General features: G+C 63.9%; 17 protein-coding genes and 1 pseudogene. 9 read left to right on the top strand and 9 right to left on the bottom strand.

All coding sequences use genetic code 11. The annotated features are described in order from the left end of the window. Positions 1 to 271: 271 nt before the first annotated feature. Positions 272 to 838: a P-loop NTPase family protein gene (locus tag DM373_RS20245; protein ID WP_110995254.1), complete on the bottom strand. Its 567-nt coding sequence runs from the start codon at positions 836 to 838 to the stop codon at positions 272 to 274. A gap of 204 nt (positions 839 to 1,042) precedes the next feature. Between DM373_RS20245 and DM373_RS20240 the strand changes: the two genes are divergently transcribed. Further along, entirely contained in the window at positions 1,043 to 1,522 is a 480-nt protein-coding gene (locus DM373_RS20240; protein WP_110995253.1) for a cysteine hydrolase family protein, read from the top strand. Here DM373_RS20240 and DM373_RS20235 read toward each other — a convergent pair. Further along, positions 1,512 to 1,952, bottom strand: a complete 441-nt coding sequence (locus tag DM373_RS20235; protein ID WP_110995252.1) for a YMGG-like glycine zipper-containing protein — start codon at positions 1,950 to 1,952, stop codon at positions 1,512 to 1,514. The genes DM373_RS20240 and DM373_RS20235 overlap by 11 nt on opposite strands. A gap of 163 nt (positions 1,953 to 2,115) precedes the next feature. On the opposite strand from DM373_RS20235, the gene DM373_RS20230 reads away from it, so the two are divergent. From DM373_RS20230 to dsdC, 5 genes are all read left to right on the top strand, one after another. Further along, a complete protein-coding gene (locus DM373_RS20230) occupies positions 2,116 to 2,775 on the top strand; it encodes a TetR/AcrR family transcriptional regulator (RefSeq protein ID WP_110995251.1) in 660 nt (219 codons plus the stop codon). Continuing rightward, positions 2,772 to 4,274: an MDR family MFS transporter gene (locus tag DM373_RS20225; protein ID WP_110995250.1), complete on the top strand. Its 1,503-nt coding sequence runs from the start codon at positions 2,772 to 2,774 to the stop codon at positions 4,272 to 4,274. Before DM373_RS20230 ends, DM373_RS20225 begins: the two co-directional genes overlap by 4 nt. A gap of 138 nt (positions 4,275 to 4,412) precedes the next feature. Then, positions 4,413 to 5,756, top strand: coding sequence for a GntT/GntP/DsdX family permease (locus DM373_RS20220; RefSeq protein WP_110995249.1), 1,344 nt, complete (start codon positions 4,413 to 4,415; stop codon positions 5,754 to 5,756). Positions 5,757 to 5,783: 27 nt separating this feature from the next. Continuing rightward, positions 5,784 to 7,118, top strand: coding sequence for a D-serine ammonia-lyase (locus DM373_RS20215; protein WP_110995248.1), 1,335 nt, complete (start codon positions 5,784 to 5,786; stop codon positions 7,116 to 7,118). 12 nt (positions 7,119 to 7,130) lie between these two features. Beyond that, positions 7,131 to 8,072 carry a DNA-binding transcriptional regulator DsdC gene (dsdC, locus tag DM373_RS20210; protein WP_110995247.1) on the top strand — a complete coding sequence of 314 codons (942 nt, stop codon included), beginning with the start codon at positions 7,131 to 7,133 and terminating at the stop codon, positions 8,070 to 8,072. A 176-nt stretch (positions 8,073 to 8,248) separates the two neighbouring features. On the opposite strand, the gene DM373_RS29270 is transcribed toward dsdC, so the two are convergent. The 3 genes and pseudogenes from DM373_RS29270 to DM373_RS20200 form a co-directional block, all read right to left on the bottom strand. Then, positions 8,249 to 8,755 (bottom strand): GNAT family N-acetyltransferase, encoded by a 507-nt coding sequence (locus tag DM373_RS29270; RefSeq protein ID WP_244215102.1) that lies wholly within the window; start codon positions 8,753 to 8,755, stop codon positions 8,249 to 8,251. A gap of 3 nt (positions 8,756 to 8,758) precedes the next feature. Then, a pseudogene (locus DM373_RS29265) lies at positions 8,759 to 9,316 on the bottom strand (HD domain-containing protein); the annotation flags it as partial. Between the two features lie 72 nt (positions 9,317 to 9,388). Further along, on the bottom strand, positions 9,389 to 10,291 hold the full coding sequence (locus tag DM373_RS20200) for a DMT family transporter (protein ID WP_110995245.1): 903 nt from the start codon (positions 10,289 to 10,291) through the stop codon (positions 9,389 to 9,391). Positions 10,292 to 10,779: 488 nt separating this feature from the next. On the opposite strand from DM373_RS20200, the gene DM373_RS20195 reads away from it, so the two are divergent. Genes DM373_RS20195 through DM373_RS20185 form a run of 3 tightly spaced genes read left to right on the top strand, consistent with a single transcriptional unit; the run spans position 10,780 to position 12,256 of the window. After that, positions 10,780 to 11,265, top strand: coding sequence for an Hcp family type VI secretion system effector (locus tag DM373_RS20195; protein WP_110995244.1), 486 nt, complete (start codon positions 10,780 to 10,782; stop codon positions 11,263 to 11,265). After that, positions 11,262 to 11,975 (top strand): DUF4225 domain-containing protein, encoded by a 714-nt coding sequence (locus DM373_RS20190; protein WP_244215101.1) that lies wholly within the window; start codon positions 11,262 to 11,264, stop codon positions 11,973 to 11,975. Before DM373_RS20195 ends, DM373_RS20190 begins: the two co-directional genes overlap by 4 nt. Continuing rightward, positions 11,972 to 12,256, top strand: a complete 285-nt coding sequence (locus DM373_RS20185) for a hypothetical protein (RefSeq protein WP_110995243.1) — start codon at positions 11,972 to 11,974, stop codon at positions 12,254 to 12,256. The genes DM373_RS20190 and DM373_RS20185 overlap by 4 nt, the downstream gene beginning before the upstream one ends. Before the next feature lie 311 nt (positions 12,257 to 12,567). Here the strand turns inward: DM373_RS20185 and DM373_RS28965 are convergent, their stop codons facing one another. From DM373_RS28965 to DM373_RS20170, 4 genes are all read right to left on the bottom strand, one after another. After that, positions 12,568 to 12,705 (bottom strand): PA0050 family protein, encoded by a 138-nt coding sequence (locus DM373_RS28965; RefSeq protein WP_167409849.1) that lies wholly within the window; start codon positions 12,703 to 12,705, stop codon positions 12,568 to 12,570. A 41-nt stretch (positions 12,706 to 12,746) separates the two neighbouring features. Then, on the bottom strand, positions 12,747 to 12,887 hold the full coding sequence (locus tag DM373_RS20180) for a PA0050 family protein (RefSeq protein WP_110995256.1): 141 nt from the start codon (positions 12,885 to 12,887) through the stop codon (positions 12,747 to 12,749). A 104-nt stretch (positions 12,888 to 12,991) separates the two neighbouring features. Further along, the gene (locus DM373_RS20175; protein WP_110995242.1) at positions 12,992 to 15,190 is read right to left on the bottom strand and encodes an OsmC domain/YcaO domain-containing protein; all 2,199 of its coding nucleotides are present in this window, start codon (positions 15,188 to 15,190) and stop codon (positions 12,992 to 12,994) included. 171 nt (positions 15,191 to 15,361) lie between these two features. Then, positions 15,362 to 16,327 carry a hypothetical protein gene (locus tag DM373_RS20170; RefSeq protein WP_157966864.1) on the bottom strand — a complete coding sequence of 322 codons (966 nt, stop codon included), beginning with the start codon at positions 16,325 to 16,327 and terminating at the stop codon, positions 15,362 to 15,364. Between the last annotated feature and the right edge of the window lie 83 nt (positions 16,328 to 16,410).

The raw sequence follows: 16,410 nt of genomic DNA, 5'->3' as shown, positions 1-16,410 counted from the left end.
GACTTGCGCAGCAAGTCGGAGGCCGCGCGGGCCCGGAGGACGCCGGAGCGAAGGGACCCGGAGCGCAGCGGAGGGCCGTATGAATGGAGCGAGCGGTTTTTGGTTACTTTTTTCCAAGAAAAAAAGTAACCCGCCGTAAGGGCGGAAAGGTGACTATGCGTCGACATCGTAAATGAATGCACATACAACTCTAAAAACAACCAAACAACCAAACAACAGATGAACGGATCAACAACCTAACCGCAAAATATCTACCGGCAAAATTCCGCCATCAAACCGAACGCCGCCCCTGCATCCCATCACCAATTACCCCCCTCCTCCCAACCCCATCCACCTCCCCAAGAAACCCCGCAATCTCCCGCCGCCCCCGCAAATGAACCACAGGCACCCCAGGCCCAATCGCCACCCGCAGCGCCTCGATCCCCCGCCGGTAGGCCCCATCGAACCCCCAGACAAACTTCAGGAACTCCACAAACTCCCAGTTCAGCCGCTCACTGCAGCCAGCCGGCAAGTCAGCCCGCGGCCGCCGGCTCAACGACCGCAACACCACCCGCTTCAGGCACACCCAGCGCGGCGTATCCAACCAGATGATCAAGTCCGCCCGCGGCAACCGCAGGTCGAACGTACGCCGCGCATAGTTGCCCTCGCACACCCACGCATCCTGCGCCAGCGCCGAGCGCACCTGATCACGGAACACCTCGGCCTCCGGCTCCACCCAGCCCGGCGACCAGAACAACCGGTCCAGGTGCACCACCGGCAACCCCAAGCGCTCGCCGATGGCCCGGGCCAGGGTCGATTTGCCGCTACCGGAATTGCCCAGTATCACGATGCGCTGCATATGCATTCCCTCGCTGCAAAAAAGCCGGCGAGTGTAACGCCGGGGCATGGCGCCGCACAGCGGCTGCCACAAGCCGTTGCCCGCAAAATGCCAGGTGAAGCCACAGGTTTTGCCACAGGACAGGATCAGCATAGAAGCCTTCGGCGGTGATCGCGGCACGACGTTATACTCCCCGCCCCTGCAACCCCGGACCGGACCCCCTTCATGCGCCAAGCCCTGCTCATCGTCGACGTGCAATCCACCTTCAGCCCTTCGGAAAAGCTGGTGGACGGCATCCGCGCGCTGTCGGCGCACATCCCCACCGTCGCCTCGATCGAACTGCACGACGAACAGGCCACGCCGTTCCAGCGCCAGCTCGGCTGGCACCCGGCCAGCGAGGACGTGGCGCTGGTCGAGGCCGACAAGGTGTTCGTCAAGCACGGCTACGGGCAAACCGCCGAAACCCTCGAATACCTCAAGGGCCTGGGCGTCGAGCGCGTGCTGGTGTGCGGCCTGCAGACCGAAACCTGCGTGCTGGCCGCAGGCTTCGCCCTGTTCGATGCGGGGCTGTGCCCGACTTTGATCACCGACCTCACCATGGGCTCGTCGCTGGACCGCTCGGGGCAGCTGGGGATCAGCCTGTGGCAACACCACTTCGGCCAGGTCACCACCGCCGCCGAAGTGATCGCCGGGCTCAAGGGCTGACCTGATACCCCCGCCCCTGCAGGCAACCACTGTAGGCACTGGCCTGGGCCTCGCCCTGGCCGCGGCGGTCCTGGCGACGCTCCTGGCGTTGGCGCATGCCCCCCACGGCGGCACCGGCGGCAGCCGTTTCGCCGGCGCGGTTCTGCCGGTACTGCTGCTTGGCGTCGTCGCTCATGCGGTCGTATACCTCGTCGTGCTGGTTGCCGCGCACCTGGGCACCCGCAGCGCCCGCCACCGCCCCGGCGGCAGCACCTTTGACCCGGCCACCGACATGCGCACTGCCAGGCGCCGAACTGCTGGCGACGCTGTTGCAATCGGCCATGTCCTGCTGCATCTGCTGGCTGCTCTGGCCCTTGAGCGGCGTGACGGTCTGGGCCTGGGCCGATGCCGCCAGCAGCAACAGCAGGCAGCTCCATGTGACTGTTCGCATGCTCCACCTCCACTCGATTGAAGTGCCGACTGACAGGATAGGCCCGCCTGCACCCTGCAAGGCCCCCGGGCAGCGACCTCTCGTCACCCTGAAATAAATTTAAATTGAATTTAAATTTAGACCCGCGCAAGCTCCGGCCACGACCCACCCTCGGAGCCCGACCATGGCCACAACCCCCCGCGAACCGCGCAAGGACGGTGAAGCCACCCGCACGCGCATTCTCGAAGCCGCTGGCGAGCTGTTTGCCGCCCAGGGTTTCGCCGAGTCCAGCAACAAGGCGGTGGCCGCCAAGGCCGAGGTCGACCTGGCCTCGATCAACTACCACTTCGGCAGCCGCAACGGCCTGTACCTGGCGGTGCTCGACGAAGCGCGCCGGCGCTTCCTCGATATCAGCAACCTGCAACGCATCCTCCAGGCACCTCAGCCGGCCACGGACAAACTGCGCGCACTGATCGAACAGGTCGTGCACAAGGCCAGCTCAGGCCGAGGCGCCTGGCACCTGCGAGTGCTTGCCGCCGAACTGCTCACCCCCAGCAGCCATGGCCAGGCCTTGCAGGGCACGGCGCCGCAAAAGCTCATGCTGCTCAAGGGGCTGTTCAGCGAGATCAGCGGCCTCGCCCTCGACGACCCCGCCCTGACCCGCTGCATCCTCTGCGTCACCGCCCCCTGGGCGATGCTGCTGATCGGCCCGCGTGGCGGCTCCGGGGCCGTGCAGGAAATCCTCGGCATGCCCCCCGCGCAAGTCTGCGAGCAGCTGTACCGCTTCGCCCTCGCCGGCCTGCGGGACGCCGGCCAATCTCCCCTCGCCCAGGCCAACCCATGACAACCCCATCCACTGCACTCGAACGCGATGCCCACCCGCCGATCCCCTTGCTGCTCGGCGCCCTGCTGCTGGTGATGTTCCTCGCCGCACTGGACCAGACCATCGTCTCCACCGCCCTGCCCACCATCGTCAGCGAACTGGGCGGGCTGCGCTGGTTGTCCTGGGTGGTCACCGCCTACCTGCTGGCCTCCACCGTGGTGGTGCCGCTGTACGGAAAGTTCGGCGACCTGTATGGCCGCAAGCGCGTGTTGCAGGTGGCCATCGTGCTGTTCCTGGTGGGCTCGGCACTGTGCGGCATGGCCCAGGACATGACCGAGCTGGTGCTGCTGCGCGCCTTGCAGGGGCTCGGTGGTGGCGGGCTGATGGTGGTAGCGATGGCCGCCATCGGCGATGTGATTCCGCCGGCCGAGCGTGGTCGCTACCAGGGCCTGTTCGGCGGCGTGTTCGGCCTGGCCACGGTGGTCGGGCCGCTGATCGGTGGTTTTCTGGTCGAGCAGCTGTCGTGGCGCTGGATCTTCTACATCAACCTGCCTCTGGGCCTGCTGGCGCTGCTGGTGATCGGCAGTGTGTTCCGCCCGCACGTGGCGCGGGTGAAGCACGTGATCGACTACGTTGGCGCGTGCTTCCTCACCCTGACCCTGGCCTGTGTGGTGCTGATCACCAGCCTTGGCGGCAACCTGCTGGCGTGGGGTTCCCTCGATATCCTGTGCCTGTCGCTGTTCGCGCTGATCGGCCTGGTGGGCTTCATCCACGAGCAGCGCCGGGCCGCCGAGCCGATCATGCCGCTGCACCTGTTCGGTCACCGCACCTTCGCCCTGGCCGGGCTGATCGGCTTCATCGTCGGCATGTCGCTGTTCGGCTCGGTGACCTTCCTGCCGCTGTACCTGCAGGTGGTGAAGAACGCCACGCCGACCAGTGCCGGGCTGCAGATGCTGCCGCTGATGGGCGGGCTGCTGGTGGTGTCGGCCATCACCGGGCGGCTGATCAGCCGCTGGGGGCGCTACCGGATGTTCCCGATCCTTGGCACCTTGCTGCAGGCGATTGCCCTGGCCCTGCTCAGCCGGCTCGACGAGCACACGCCGATGGCGGTGATGAACCTGTACATGGGCTTGCTCGGCGCGGGCCTTGGAATGGTCATGCAAGTGCTGGTACTGGCCGTGCAGAACAGCGTCGAGCCGCGGCACATGGGCGTGGCCACTTCGGGGGCGACCCTGTTCCGCTCGATCGGCGGCGCCATCGGCGTATCGGTGTTCGGCGCCCTGTTCTCCCATGCGCTGCTCGAACGCCTGGCGCAGACGTTCCCGGCCGATACCCCGGCGCCGACCAGCCTGTCACCCGAACAGGTGCATGCCCTGGCCGCGCCCCTGCAACAGGCCTACCTCGCCGCCTTCTCCGGGGCCATGCATGGGGTGTTCCTGGTGGCCTGCCTGGTCACCTGCCTGGCCTTTGCGCTGAGCTGGCTGCTGCGTGAAGTGCCGCTGCGCAAGGCGGTGGCCTGAGCGCCGCTGACACATGACGCCCGGTCATGCATGGCCTGACGATCGATCGTTTGTCCGGCCCCGTGGCGCTGCTCTCTAATTCGCGAAAACAACGACACCTCGCACGGACGCGAGACCGCGACGGAGAGAACAACAACAATGTCCCCCACTTCCTCATTGCTCGTGCTGGGCCTGTCGATCGTACTGATCGTGGTGATGATCAGCCGCTTGCGCATACACCCCTTCCTCGCCTTGCTGGCCGCCAGCCTGGTGGTCGGGCTGGGCACCGGCATGCAACCCACGGCGATCATCGGCGCCTTCGAAAAAGGCATGGGCAGCACCCTGGGTTTTCTGGCCGGCATCATTGGCCTGGGCAGCATCCTCGGCAAGCTGCTGGAAGAATCCGGCGGCGCCCGGCGCATCGCCACCACTCTGCTGGGCTGGTGCGGTGAACGCCACGCGCACTGGGCGATGATGCTGATCGGTTTCATCGCCGGCATCCCGGTGTTCTTCGAAGTCGGCTTCGTGCTGCTGGTGCCGCTTTTGTACGTGGTGGCCCGGCAGACCCGGGTGAGCATGCTCTACCTGGGCGTACCGCTGGCGCTGTCGTTGATGGTGGTGCACTGCATGCTGCCGCCGCACCCGGCCGCGACGGCGATCACCGGGCTGCTGGGCGCAGACATCGGCAGGGTGATCCTGTATGGCCTGATCGTCGGCATCCCCACCGCCATCATCGCCGGGCCGTTGTGGGTACGCCTGACCTGTGACCGCGCGCCCTCCCCGGCCCAGCGGCAGTTCCTCGACAGCTGCAGCCAGACCGACGCTGAAGCCGGGCCCATGCCAGGCTTCGCGACCACCCTCAGCGTGGTGCTGCTGCCGCTGGTGGTCATGGTCGGCAAGACCTTCATCGCCGCCCACCTGGCGCAAGGCTCGGCACTGCGCGAATGGGTCAGCTTCATCGGCAACCCGCTGGTGGCCATTGCCCTCTCGGTGCTGTGGGCCTACTGGCAACTGGGCCTGCGCCGTGGCAAGAGCATGGCCCAGCTGCTGGCCCTGACCCAGCGCAGCTTCACGCCACTGGCGGGCATCCTGCTGATCATCGGCGCGGGCGGTGCCTTCAACGACATGCTGGTCGGCAGCGGCATCGGCAAGGTGCTGGCCGATTTGCTGGGCCAGGCCCAGCTCAACCCGATCATCCTGGCCTGGCTGGTGGCGGGGCTCATGCACTTTGCCGTCGGCTCGGCTACCGTAGCCATGATCAGCACCGCCGGGATGGTGCTGCCGATGCTGGGGCAGTCGCCGGAATACGATCGCGCGATCATGGTGGTGGCCATCGGTGCCGGGGCCATTGGCTGGACCCACGTCACCGACTCGGCCTTCTGGATCGTCAAGGAATACCTGGGGCTGTCCCTCGCCGAGGCCCTGAAAAAATTCACCGCAGCCACCGTGCTCGCCTCCTGCGTGGCGTTGCTGGCGACCTTGCTGCTTGCCCGTTTCGTCTGACCTCACTGAACAACCCAGGAAGTACCCATGATTCTCGGAAAAACGCTTGAAGCCTGGTGCCAGAGCCACCCCCTGATCCGCGAGCTGGTGGCCTTGCAGCCGACCCGCTGGTTCAACCCCGGCATCGCCCCTGCCGCCCAGGCGCTGAACGATGTCGGCCTGGACGCCAGCGACGTTGCCGCCGCCAGCGCCCGGCTCGCGCGCTTCGCGCCCTACCTGGCCACGGTGTTCCCGGACACGGCGGCCAACGGAGGCATCATCGAGTCGCCGATCCGCCCGCTGCCCAACCTGCAGCGCGCCCTGCTGCAGGAGGCCGGCCTGCCGCCCAGCGGCCAATTGTGGCTCAAGGCCGACAGCGAGCTGCCGATCTCCGGCTCGATCAAGGCTCGCGGCGGTATCCACGAAGTGCTCAAGCATGCCGAGGACCTGGCGCTGGGTGCCGGGCTGATCACCCTGGACAGCGACTACCGGGCGCTGGCCAGCGACCAAGCGCGGGCGTTCTTCGGGCAGTTCAAGGTGGCCGTCGGCTCCACCGGCAACCTGGGCCTGTCCATCGGCATCATGAGCGCCAGGCTGGGCTTCCAGGCGACCGTGCATATGTCGGCCGATGCGCGTCAGTGGAAGAAGGACAAGCTGCGCAGCCATGGCGTGACGGTGATCGAATACGCCTCGGACTACAGCGTGGCGGTGGAGCAAGGGCGGCAACAGGCCGACGCTGACCCGGCCTGCTACTTCGTCGACGACGAGAACTCGCCGCACCTGTTCCTCGGCTACGCTGTGGCCGCCGAGCGCCTGGCCAGGCAGTTCGCACAAGCGGGGATCCGCGTGGATGCCGAACACCCGCTGTTCGTCTACCTGCCCTGCGGCGTGGGCGGCGGGCCTGGCGGCGTGGCCTTCGGCTTGAAGCTGGTATTCGGTGACCATGTGCATTGCCTGTTCGCCGAACCGACCCATTCGCCGTGCATGCTGCTGGGGGTGTACACCGGGCTGCACGACGCGGTCAGCGTGCAGGACTTCGGCATCGACAACCTCACCGCCGCCGATGGCCTGGCGGTGGGCCGGCCTTCCGGGTTCGTCGGCAAGGCCATGCAGCGGCTGATCGATGGCTACTACACCGTCACCGATGAAGAACTGTATCGCCTGCTGGCCCTGGCCCACGACCTTGAGCAGGCGCGCCTGGAGCCCTCGGCGCTGGCCGGCGTGCCGGGCCTGCTGCAGGTGCTGGGCGCGGCGGATTACCTGGAGCGCAACGGCCTGACACCTGCGCGCATGGCCAAGGCCACGCACCTGGTCTGGGGCACTGGCGGCAGCATGGTGCCTGCCGACGAATATGCCGCCTACCTCGCCAAAGCGCGAAGCTGAAGAGGAGCGCCCATGCCCGCCCCCGCTCACCCGCTCGCGCCGAAACTCAACGGCGCGCACCTGGCCAACCTGCACACCTTCCTGGTGGCGGCCCGGCACCTGAGTTTTGCCCGGGCGGCCGACGAGCTGTGCCTGACCGCCAGCGCAGTGAGCCACCGAATCGGCCGGCTGGAGCAGCAGCTGGCGCTCAAGCTGTTCCACCGTTTGCCGCGCAAGGTCACGCTGACCGAGGACGGCGAGCGCGTGTTCCAGATCATGCAGCGCACCATGGATGCGCTGTCTGAAGCCGTACGCGACCGCGCCCATGGCCAGGTGGCCGGGCAATTGACTTTGTATGTGCGGCCATCGGTGGCGCAGTGCTGGCTGGTGCCGCGGCTGGCCGAGTTCACCATGCAGTACCCGGATATCCAGCTGGACATCCGCGTCGGCAACGAGAGCATCGACTACCGCACCCGCAAGGTCGACCTGGTGCTGTGCTATTCGGACGGGCATTACCCGGGGTTGGTCAGCACGCCGCTGATGACGGAGCGGATCGCGCCGGTGTGTTCCCCTGAATACGCCCGGCGGCATGGGCTGCAGGGCGGCATCCAGGGGTTGGGCGCCTGTACCTTGCTGCACGATGTCGCGGCCTGGGACAACGCGGCGCACGATGCCGAGTGGCGCTCGTGGTTGCAGCGCATGGCGCTGGATGTGCCGCTGCCGGAGCGCTTCCTCACCTTCGACCGCTCCGACCTGTGCACCCTGGCTGCGGTGAACCATGTGGGCATCGCCATTGGCCGTGAACAGTTGGTCAAGGCACGTATCGCCAACGGCGAGCTGATATTGCCGTTTGGCGACTTCGTCGCGGCAGACCGCTGCGGCTATTACCTGGTGCACCCGCCCCACGAGCCGATGCCACGGCGGTTGCAGGTGCTGATCGAGTGGTTGCGGCAATCGGCCATGGGAAGCAACTGACCGCTATGCGGCCTTTCGCAGGCATTTCATGTTCTGTGTAGGAGCGGCCTTGTGCCGCGAAAGGGCTGCGAAGCAGCCCCGACGGTCTATGTCACATGCACGATTGCCGGGGCCGCTTTGCGGCCCTTTCGCGGCACAAGGCCGCTCCTACAGGATGACCGTTCGCGAAGGCGCGCTCAGGCCTGTGCTTCGAACGCCGGGTGATAGCTCACCTGGCCACTGGGTACCGGCCCGGCCAGGGCGAGGGCCTGGAAGTACTCCGCCGGCACACCGGGCAGCGCCAGCGCCGGCTCGGCCTTGAAGCCGAAACGCCCGTAGTAGGCCGGATCACCCAGCACCACACAGCCCTGACCACCCAGGCGCCGCAGCTCGGCCAACGCGGCCTGCATCAACGTCGTACCAATACCCTGGCCCTGGCGCGACGGCGCAACGGAAATCGGCCCCAGGCCGAACCAACCGCTGGCGCCGGATGTGATCGTCACCGGGGAAATGGCGATATGGCCGACCAGCGCCCCACCCTCCTCGGCGACCAGCGACACCGTGAGCTGCCCGGCCTTGCGCAGCGCCGTGACGATGAACTGCTCGGTGTGGCTGCTATGTTCAGCGTTGGCGAAGGCCGCCTCGGTCAGCCGGCTGATGGCGTCAATATCGTCGGGCTGCTCGCCACGAATGTTGAGGTTCAACTGCAGGTTGCTGCGGGTGTCGGCGTCGATCAGCTGGCGCAGCGCCGCGAACAGCGGGGTGGCCGCCGTGTAGCGCTTGCCGTAGCTCAGGTTGAAGGCGTAGTCGAAATCCGGCGGGTTGCGGCCCTGGTTGTGCTGCAGCAGGGTTTCGAGTTTGTCCAGGGCCTTCACCGCCTGGGCTTCTGGCGAGGCCGCGGCTTCGTAGTCTTCCCACAGCGCCAGCAGCTCGGCCTGCAGCGGCGCGTCCAGGCTGGACAGCAGCGTCTTCAGGTCGGTGCGTTCCTGCTCGCTCTTGTCGGGGAACGCATCCTTGCTGACGGCCGGGATATCACCATGGATGGCTTCGCCCAGGTCATGGATGACGCACATCCTGAGCACCTTGAGCAGGTCCAGGCCGGCCAGTTCGTCGGCAAAGGTCATGGCCATCAGGCACAGGCGCCAGGTGTGCTCGGCGGTGCTCTCGGCCCGCCCGGACGAAGTGTGTGCGCTTCTGAGCACGCTTTTGAGCTGCTCCGCCTGGCGCAGGAACTCCAGGCGGCCGTGCAGTTTGTCGATGTCCATGTGGTTACCCTCCAGATTGCAGCCTGGCACCATAAACCATGCGTGCCCGGACAGGTAGAGGGTGTTGCCGGCTCAGTGGGTCGGAGCCTTGCGCCAGGCGCAGAACACCGTGGCCAGCACGATCAGCGCCGCGCCCGCCGCCATGCGCAGCGACGGCTGCTCGCCGAACAGCCACCAGGCACAGGCGATGGCGTACACCGGCTCCAGGGCGATGATCATGCCCGCCGTGCGCGCCTGGAGCCCGTCCAGGCTCTTGACGAACAGGAACTGCGAAAGCCCGGTGCAGAACACCCCCAGCAGCGCCAGGTTGATCCAGTCCGAGGCGCTCAGGCTGCTGGTGGCCAGGTGGCTGAAGGCAAGCGGTGCGACGACGATCGCCACCACCAGGTTCTGCCAGAACGACACCTGCAGGGCGTTCATGCCCGCCGGGCGACGGCGGTTGGCCACCGCCAGCAGGGCGAACGCCAGGCCCGAGGCCAAGCCCCACAGCAGGCCGACGGTGCCGCTGTCGAGCAGGTCGAACGAGGGCACCACCAGCACCAGGCCGGCCGTGACCATCAGCAGCAACAGGGTTTCGACCGCACCGATGCGCTCGCGGAACACGCTCACGTCGATCAGCGCGATGAACGCCGGGAAGCTGGCGAAGCCAAGCGTGGCCACGGCCACGCCACCGACCTTGACCGCCACGAAGAAGGTCAGCCAGTGGGCGGCGAGCAAGCCACCGGTCACGGCCAGCACCGGCAGGTTGCGCCACTTCAGCGCATCGAGCAGGCGCGTGCCCTTGAGCCCGGCGACAAAGCCCAGGGCGATGAAGGCGAAGGTGGCGCGGCCGAAGGTGATCAGGCTGGCATCGGCCTCGATCAGTGCGCCAAGGATGCCGGTAAGGCCGAACAGCACGGCGGCGATATGGGCGACGAGCAACGCATTGCGGTGGCCGCCCGACGAATCGGCGGCAGAAACGGTGGTAGCGATCATGGCAGTCAAGTCTCACAAGCACGCGCGCACCAAGGCCGTCGACGGCAAGGCGCACGTTGGGGGTTGTTCGGTTTTCTAGTTATGGATGCCTGCCGGTGGTCCGGGGCACGGGGCGCCGCAGCGTTGGAATTGTGAGACGAGGCTGCTTACTCGTAGGTGTCGCGCCAGCCAGCCCGTGGCGCAGGGTTGACCGATGGATCAATTATTCGGCTTTGGCGGTGGCGGGAGCAGATTGGCAAAGACGTGTGCTTGTCTGAATGCGACGTGCGCGGTGGCGGAGAGCGACATAGCCCTTGCCCAGATGAGCGCCCCCTTGTAGGAGCGGCCTTGTGCCGCGAAACGCTTGTTCAGTCACGGCCAATCACTCGTAGCAATCAGGTTCAGTAAACAAAGCGTTCTGCGAAGGCCGGATAATTCAGACGCGTCCGGCATACACGCCCTGAGTGTTTTCGTAGGCTGCGATCCTTTCTCTACAAGGAGTGCAGCCCATGGCTTTCAACGGATACATGAGCATCACCGGCAAGCGGCAAGGTCTGATTTCGTCAGGCTGCAATACCCAGGCGTCCATCGGCAACAGGTGCCAGGTCGCGCACCAGGACGAGATCACGGTGATGTCGTTCAGCCACGGTATTTCCAACACGGACAACACCCAGCGCGGCACCCACCACCCGGTCGTGGTCACCAAGCTCATCGACAAGTCCACGCCCTTGCTGGCCCAGGCCGTGGACAGCCGGGAAGTGCTCGACTGCGATATCCAGCTGTATCGCATTCATCCGGCAGGCCATCGGGAGAAGTACTTCTCGGTGAGGCTGGAAGGCGCGGTGATCGTCAGCCAGGAAATGGATGTGCCCCATGCGGTGCTCTTGACCGATCAGGACGCCGAGGAACGGCTGCTTATCAGCTATCGGACCATCAGTTGGATTCATCACGCCGCCGGTACTACCGGGTACGCCAGCTGGGGTGAGCAGCTATGAGCCAGCGCGAGGAATATGGTGAGCGGCTGGATGAGGCGTATTGGGAGGTGAATGCGGCAGCGTCTCGGTTGATCAGCTATGGCTGTGGGGTCAGTGCTAAACACCTGAGCGATCGGCGGTTGCGGATGCAATTCAATCGGGAGTTGGCTTATTACGCGCGGCGTGTGATGGATGATGTGTACGAGCGACGCATCACCCCGGAGCAAGGGCTCGAGCGGATTCAGGCCGAGAAGAAGAGTCTTTACTCGCAGGCGTCGCGGATATTTACCCAGTTGGTAGGCATGGCTGGCGGCGCCTCGCAATTTGCTGAGGGGTTAGGGGGCTGCATAGGGAGTCTTGGTTCCACATGCGTGATTCACGGGGCGCCATTGATCATGCATGGAGGTAACAACCTTTATGAAAATGCCCGGGGTCTCTACGAAGGTCGAACCGATGTGGTCGGGCCTGTGAGGGAGCTCTATCAGGATGCAGCCAAGAGCCTGGGGTATAGCGAGCAGGATGGCAATCTCGCGTACTACACGGCGGATCTTTTCCTGTCGGGGCGGGCGCTGTGGCGAAAGGTTCCAAGGCGAGATGCATGGCGGCTATATCGATATATGGATGCTGACAAAGAGCGAAAAATAAGACAGCTAGGTAAGGGAGGGCTTGCAGTCGAGCTTCCCACATCTGGCCTGACCATTAAGCAATGGGTGGATGAGTACAAAGAATGAAGCTGCTGCTTCTGGGGCTTTTTGCAATATGCGATATCGCAATCAGCTTGCTGCTTAATAGATTTGCTTTCAAGAACCTGGATAGATTTTTGCAATTTTCAGGCTCGTTATTCTTCAATGGTTGCATGGGGGGCGTTTATATTGAAATGATGAGCGGAGAGGGACTTATCCGATTCCCCTATAACTCTATAACTGATTTCGGTTTCTGGTTTGTGATTCTCCTTACTGCGGCAATGTTCTTTTTCCACATTTGGGCTTTTACCTCACGAAGCGTTGACTGATCCCAAGTTTTGCCAAGGCTGAATAGCAGGAGCTATGGTGGCGTTTCATGGGAACGCAAGATGGTTCAATGAAGGATGAGATGCATGGAGGGGCCGACCAGGAAAGGCTATCGTGAAGTTTATAAAAGTTTAGGGAATACCGATGCGGCACTCTCGGCGGGGCGTTGCTCCGGCCTGTTCTAAAAGCGGATTATTGGACCATCCGCTCAGGAGAAGGCCGCCTGGAGGTGGCACTTTAGTAACGCGCTCATCAAGTGACCTCAAGCAACAGAAAAGGGCTGCGAAGCAGCCCCATTCCTACAATGCAAAACTCACGGGCATTGGCAGGTAGACGGCCCGAATACCGGCCCTGCGCACGGATCCTTACCCGGCCCGAACACCGGGCACGAGGCCTGGGCGGTCAGCGAGAAACCTAGGGAAAACAGCACAGCCAACAGCACCTTCTTCATTTTCGACCTCCTGGTCATCTTTCGAACATTCCTTGTTTGCCTCAGGGGCAGACGCACTCGGTGGGGCCGAGCACAGGCCCCGCGCAAGGGTCCGGTTGCGGCCCGAGCACCGCGCAATCGGCGTACGCCGTCATCGAGCACATCCACAGCAGCAGCGATGCCGCCAGCAGTTTGCCTTTCAACATGACCTCCTTGGTCCTGGTCTGTCCTTCGGGATGCCGGCGCATGAGCCGCCGGCCCCGGGACAGCTAAGACCAAACCCGGCAATCGCGCCAGCTTTCGCTGATCAGCCCTGCAACCCCGCCGCCTTCGCCCGCGCCGCATGCAGCTTCTTGTAGCTCTCCACCAAGCGCAGGTGGCGGTCCAGGCCTTCGAGCTTCATGCTGGTCGGGGTCAGGCCGTGGAAACGCACGCTGCCATCCACCGAGCCCAGCACCGCGTCCATGCGCTCGTTGCCGAACATGCGACGCAAGTTGTGCTCGTAATCTTCCATCTCCAGCTCGTCGTCCAGCACCACCTCCAGCACCACGTTCAACGCCTGGTAGAACAACCCGCGCTCAACGGTGTTGTCGTTGAACTGCAGGAACATTTCCACCAGTTCCTTGGCCTCTTCGAAGCGCTGCACCGCCAGCTGGATCAGCAGCTTCAGCTCGAGGATGGTCAGTTGGCCCCACACCGTGTTGTCGTCGAACTCCACGCCGATCAGCGTGGTGATGGTGGTGTAATCATCCACCTCGGCATTGTCCAGGCGCTTGAGCAGCAGCTTCAGCGAGCGGTTGTCGAGGCTGTGCAGGTTGAGGATGTCGGCACGGAAACCCAACGCACGGTTGGTGTTATCCCAGATCAGGTCCTCGACCGGGTAGATCTCCGAGTAGCCCGGCACCAGGATGCGGCAGGCGGTGGCGCCGAGGTCGTCGTACACGGCCATGTACACTTGCTTGCCCATGTCCTGGAGGATGCCGAACAAGGTGTCGGCCTCTTGTACGTTGGAGTCCTCGCCATGGCCGCTGAAGTCCCACTCGACGAATTCGTAGTCGGGCTTGGCGCCGAAGAAGCGCCACGACACCACGCCGCTGGAGTCGATGAAGTGCTCGACGAAGTTGTTCGGTTCGGTCAGTGCCAGGCTGTCGAAGGTCGGCTGCGGCAGGTCGTTCAGGCCTTCGAAGCTGCGGCCCTGCAGCAGTTCGGTGAGACTGCGCTCCAGCGCAACCTCGAAGCTTGGGTGGGCGCCGAACGAGGCGAACACGCCGCCGGTGCGCGGGTTCATCAGGGTCACGCACATCACCGGGAATTCACCGCCCAGCGAGGCGTCCTTGACCAGCACCGGGAAGCCCTGCTCTTCCAGCCCCTGGATACCGGCGACGATGCCCGGGTACTTGGCCAGCACCTCCTGCGGCACGTCCGGCAGGCACAGCTCGTCTTCGAGGATCTCGCGCTTGACCGCCCGTTCGAAGATCTCCGACAGGCACTGCACCTGGGCTTCGGCCAGGGTGTTGCCGGCGCTCATGCCGTTGCTCAGGTACAGGTTTTCGATCAGGTTGGACGGGAAGTACACGGTCTCGCCGTCGGACTGGCGCACGAACGGCAGCGAGCAGATGCCGCGCTCCTTGTTGCCCGAGTTGGTGTCGTACAGATGCGAGCCGCGCAGCTCGCCGTCGGGGTTGAAGATCGCCAGGCAGTGCTGGTCGAGAATTTCTTCTGGCAGCGCGTCCTTGGGCCCGGGCTTGAACCACTGCTCGTTGGGGTAATGCACGAACGGCGCGTTGGCGATGTCCTCGCCCCAGAACTGGTCGTTGTAGAAGAAGTTGCAGTTCAGGCGCTCGATGAACTCGCCCAGCGCCGAGGCCAGCGCGGCTTCCTTGGTGGCCCCCTTGCCGTTGGTGAAGCACATCGGCGACTGCGCGTCGCGCACGTGCAGCGACCACACGTTGGGCACGATGTTGCGCCACGAGGCGATCTCGATCTTCATCCCCAGGTTGGCGAGGATCGCCGACATGTTGGCGATGGTCTGCTCCAGCGGCAGGTCCTTGCCGGGGATGTAGGTGGTGCTGTCCGACACCGGCATCAGCAATGCCTGGGCGTCGGCGTCGAGGTTGTCGACCTGTTCGATGATGAACTCGGGGCCAGTCTGCACCACTTTCTTCACGGTGCAGCGGTCGATGGAGCGCAGGATGCCCTGGCGGTCCTTTTCGCTGATGTCTTCGGGCAGCTCGACCTGGATCTTGAAGATCTGGTTGTAGCGGTTCTCCGGGTCGACGATGTTGTTCTGCGACAGGCGGATGTTCTCGGTGGGGATGTCGCGGGTCTGGCAGTACAGCTTGACGAAGTACGCCGCGCACAGCGCCGAGGACGCCAGGAAGTAGTCGAACGGCCCCGGGGCCGAGCCATCGCCTTTGTAGCGGATCGGCTGGTCGGCGATCACCGTGAAGTCGTCGAACTTGGCTTCGAGACGGAGGTTGTCGAGAAAATTGACCTTGATTTCCATGCGAGGGGGTACCAGGAAGCGGGGCGGGACAGCGGAATGCGAATTGAGGAGCATTATCCGGGATTTTGCTTGAAAAGTGTTGTTCCGGGTGACCAGCACATCTGAGGAAAATAGGCGACAAGCCCGGCTAGCGGCTCATCCGGCTCGCATCTGGGGATCAACCGGAAATGTTCATTGGTCCCTCTGGGCAGCCTTCAAATCCTTCAGGAAGAACTCAACGACCGTGACAACCTCCCGCACCAGCAGCCGGAATGGCTGGCCGATAACACTCAGATTCACCCGGCGCCCCACCTCAAACACGTAATCGGTGTAACCAAACGCCAGCCGAGCGTAGCTGGTGACGGGCTTACCGGTTTCGGCGTAGCTGTCATGCCCGATATATCCCTCCTCCAGCGCCTCGTCGAAACGATACTGGGTCATGACGCCGAGGCTATGGCTGTGCAGATTCCGCAACATCGTGCAAAAAGCCAGGAACCTGAACACTTGCGCGTCAAAGAGTTCCACCGCATGCACGATTGCGGGGTCGATGGAATTGAGGGTGTCTTTGAGCAGCTTGGGCAGACTTTCCTTACGCACTTTGCTGGCCGCACCATTCTTGCTCAGGCCAAGAAACTCGACCAACAGACTCTCCACATAAGCTTCGAGATAGGAGAACACCGAAATGAACTCCAGCTTGTGCAGCTCCCCCAACATGAAAGATGCATCCTTGGAATAATGCAGGCGCGCCTTCGTTGCATCGACAACATTACGAATTTCGGGAAATTGGGCTACCGATTTAGAAGCATTGGCATCCAAGCTGGGATGACAGAAATAAAACTCCGGCATGGTGATTTCGAAGTCATCGTAGCCCCGCTCGGTCCAACGTCGCCCCTCGAGCTCGAACATGTTCTCGAACGCATGGGCGGCCAGCATCGTGGCGTTGAACTGACTGGCAAAGACCCCATACGACTCGCTGTCCCTGAGTGGGTCGACCGCAAGGGCCCCGGTATTCATCTGCTCCAGGCATGCGATCTTCAAGTTGCCATCGATGCCTGAAAGCGTCTCGTAGCGTTCCTTCACCCCTGGGGGGAAGCTAACCCAATCCATGCAATTTGCCCCTTTGAAAACGTTCCTGTTATCCGATACGTCGGCAGTCATCGGCCAGTCCGCGCGGATGCTACCACTGCAGACACCTGCGCAGCATGGTCATAGTCCCCAGCCTTTCGCACGGCCTTGCCCCG

The sequence above is a fragment of the Pseudomonas sichuanensis genome (assembly GCF_003231305.1).
GTDB classification, from domain to species: Bacteria; Pseudomonadota; Gammaproteobacteria; order Pseudomonadales; family Pseudomonadaceae; genus Aquipseudomonas; species Aquipseudomonas sichuanensis.
This window is presented reverse-complemented; position numbering and strand designations above follow the sequence as displayed.

Excerpts from the sequence above, each read along its gene's own strand:
- DM373_RS20245 (WP_110995254.1), bottom strand. The coding sequence starts at position 838 with ATGCAGCGCATCGTGATACTGGGCAATTCCGGTAGCGGCAAATCGACC.
- DM373_RS20240 (WP_110995253.1), top strand. The coding sequence starts at position 1,043 with ATGCGCCAAGCCCTGCTCATCGTCGACGTGCAATCCACCTTCAGCCCT.
- DM373_RS20235 (WP_110995252.1), bottom strand. The coding sequence starts at position 1,952 with ATGCGAACAGTCACATGGAGCTGCCTGCTGTTGCTGCTGGCGGCATCG.
- DM373_RS20230 (WP_110995251.1), top strand. The coding sequence starts at position 2,116 with ATGGCCACAACCCCCCGCGAACCGCGCAAGGACGGTGAAGCCACCCGC.
- DM373_RS20225 (WP_110995250.1), top strand. The coding sequence starts at position 2,772 with ATGACAACCCCATCCACTGCACTCGAACGCGATGCCCACCCGCCGATC.
- DM373_RS20220 (WP_110995249.1), top strand. The coding sequence starts at position 4,413 with ATGTCCCCCACTTCCTCATTGCTCGTGCTGGGCCTGTCGATCGTACTG.
- DM373_RS20215 (WP_110995248.1), top strand. The coding sequence starts at position 5,784 with ATGATTCTCGGAAAAACGCTTGAAGCCTGGTGCCAGAGCCACCCCCTG.
- dsdC (WP_110995247.1), top strand. The coding sequence starts at position 7,131 with ATGCCCGCCCCCGCTCACCCGCTCGCGCCGAAACTCAACGGCGCGCAC.
- DM373_RS20200 (WP_110995245.1), bottom strand. The coding sequence starts at position 10,291 with ATGATCGCTACCACCGTTTCTGCCGCCGATTCGTCGGGCGGCCACCGC.
- DM373_RS20195 (WP_110995244.1), top strand. The coding sequence starts at position 10,780 with ATGGCTTTCAACGGATACATGAGCATCACCGGCAAGCGGCAAGGTCTG.
- DM373_RS20190 (WP_244215101.1), top strand. The coding sequence starts at position 11,262 with ATGAGCCAGCGCGAGGAATATGGTGAGCGGCTGGATGAGGCGTATTGG.
- DM373_RS20185 (WP_110995243.1), top strand. The coding sequence starts at position 11,972 with ATGAAGCTGCTGCTTCTGGGGCTTTTTGCAATATGCGATATCGCAATC.
- DM373_RS28965 (WP_167409849.1), bottom strand. The coding sequence starts at position 12,705 with ATGAAGAAGGTGCTGTTGGCTGTGCTGTTTTCCCTAGGTTTCTCGCTG.
- DM373_RS20175 (WP_110995242.1), bottom strand. The coding sequence starts at position 15,190 with ATGGAAATCAAGGTCAATTTTCTCGACAACCTCCGTCTCGAAGCCAAG.
- DM373_RS20170 (WP_157966864.1), bottom strand. The coding sequence starts at position 16,327 with ATGACTGCCGACGTATCGGATAACAGGAACGTTTTCAAAGGGGCAAAT.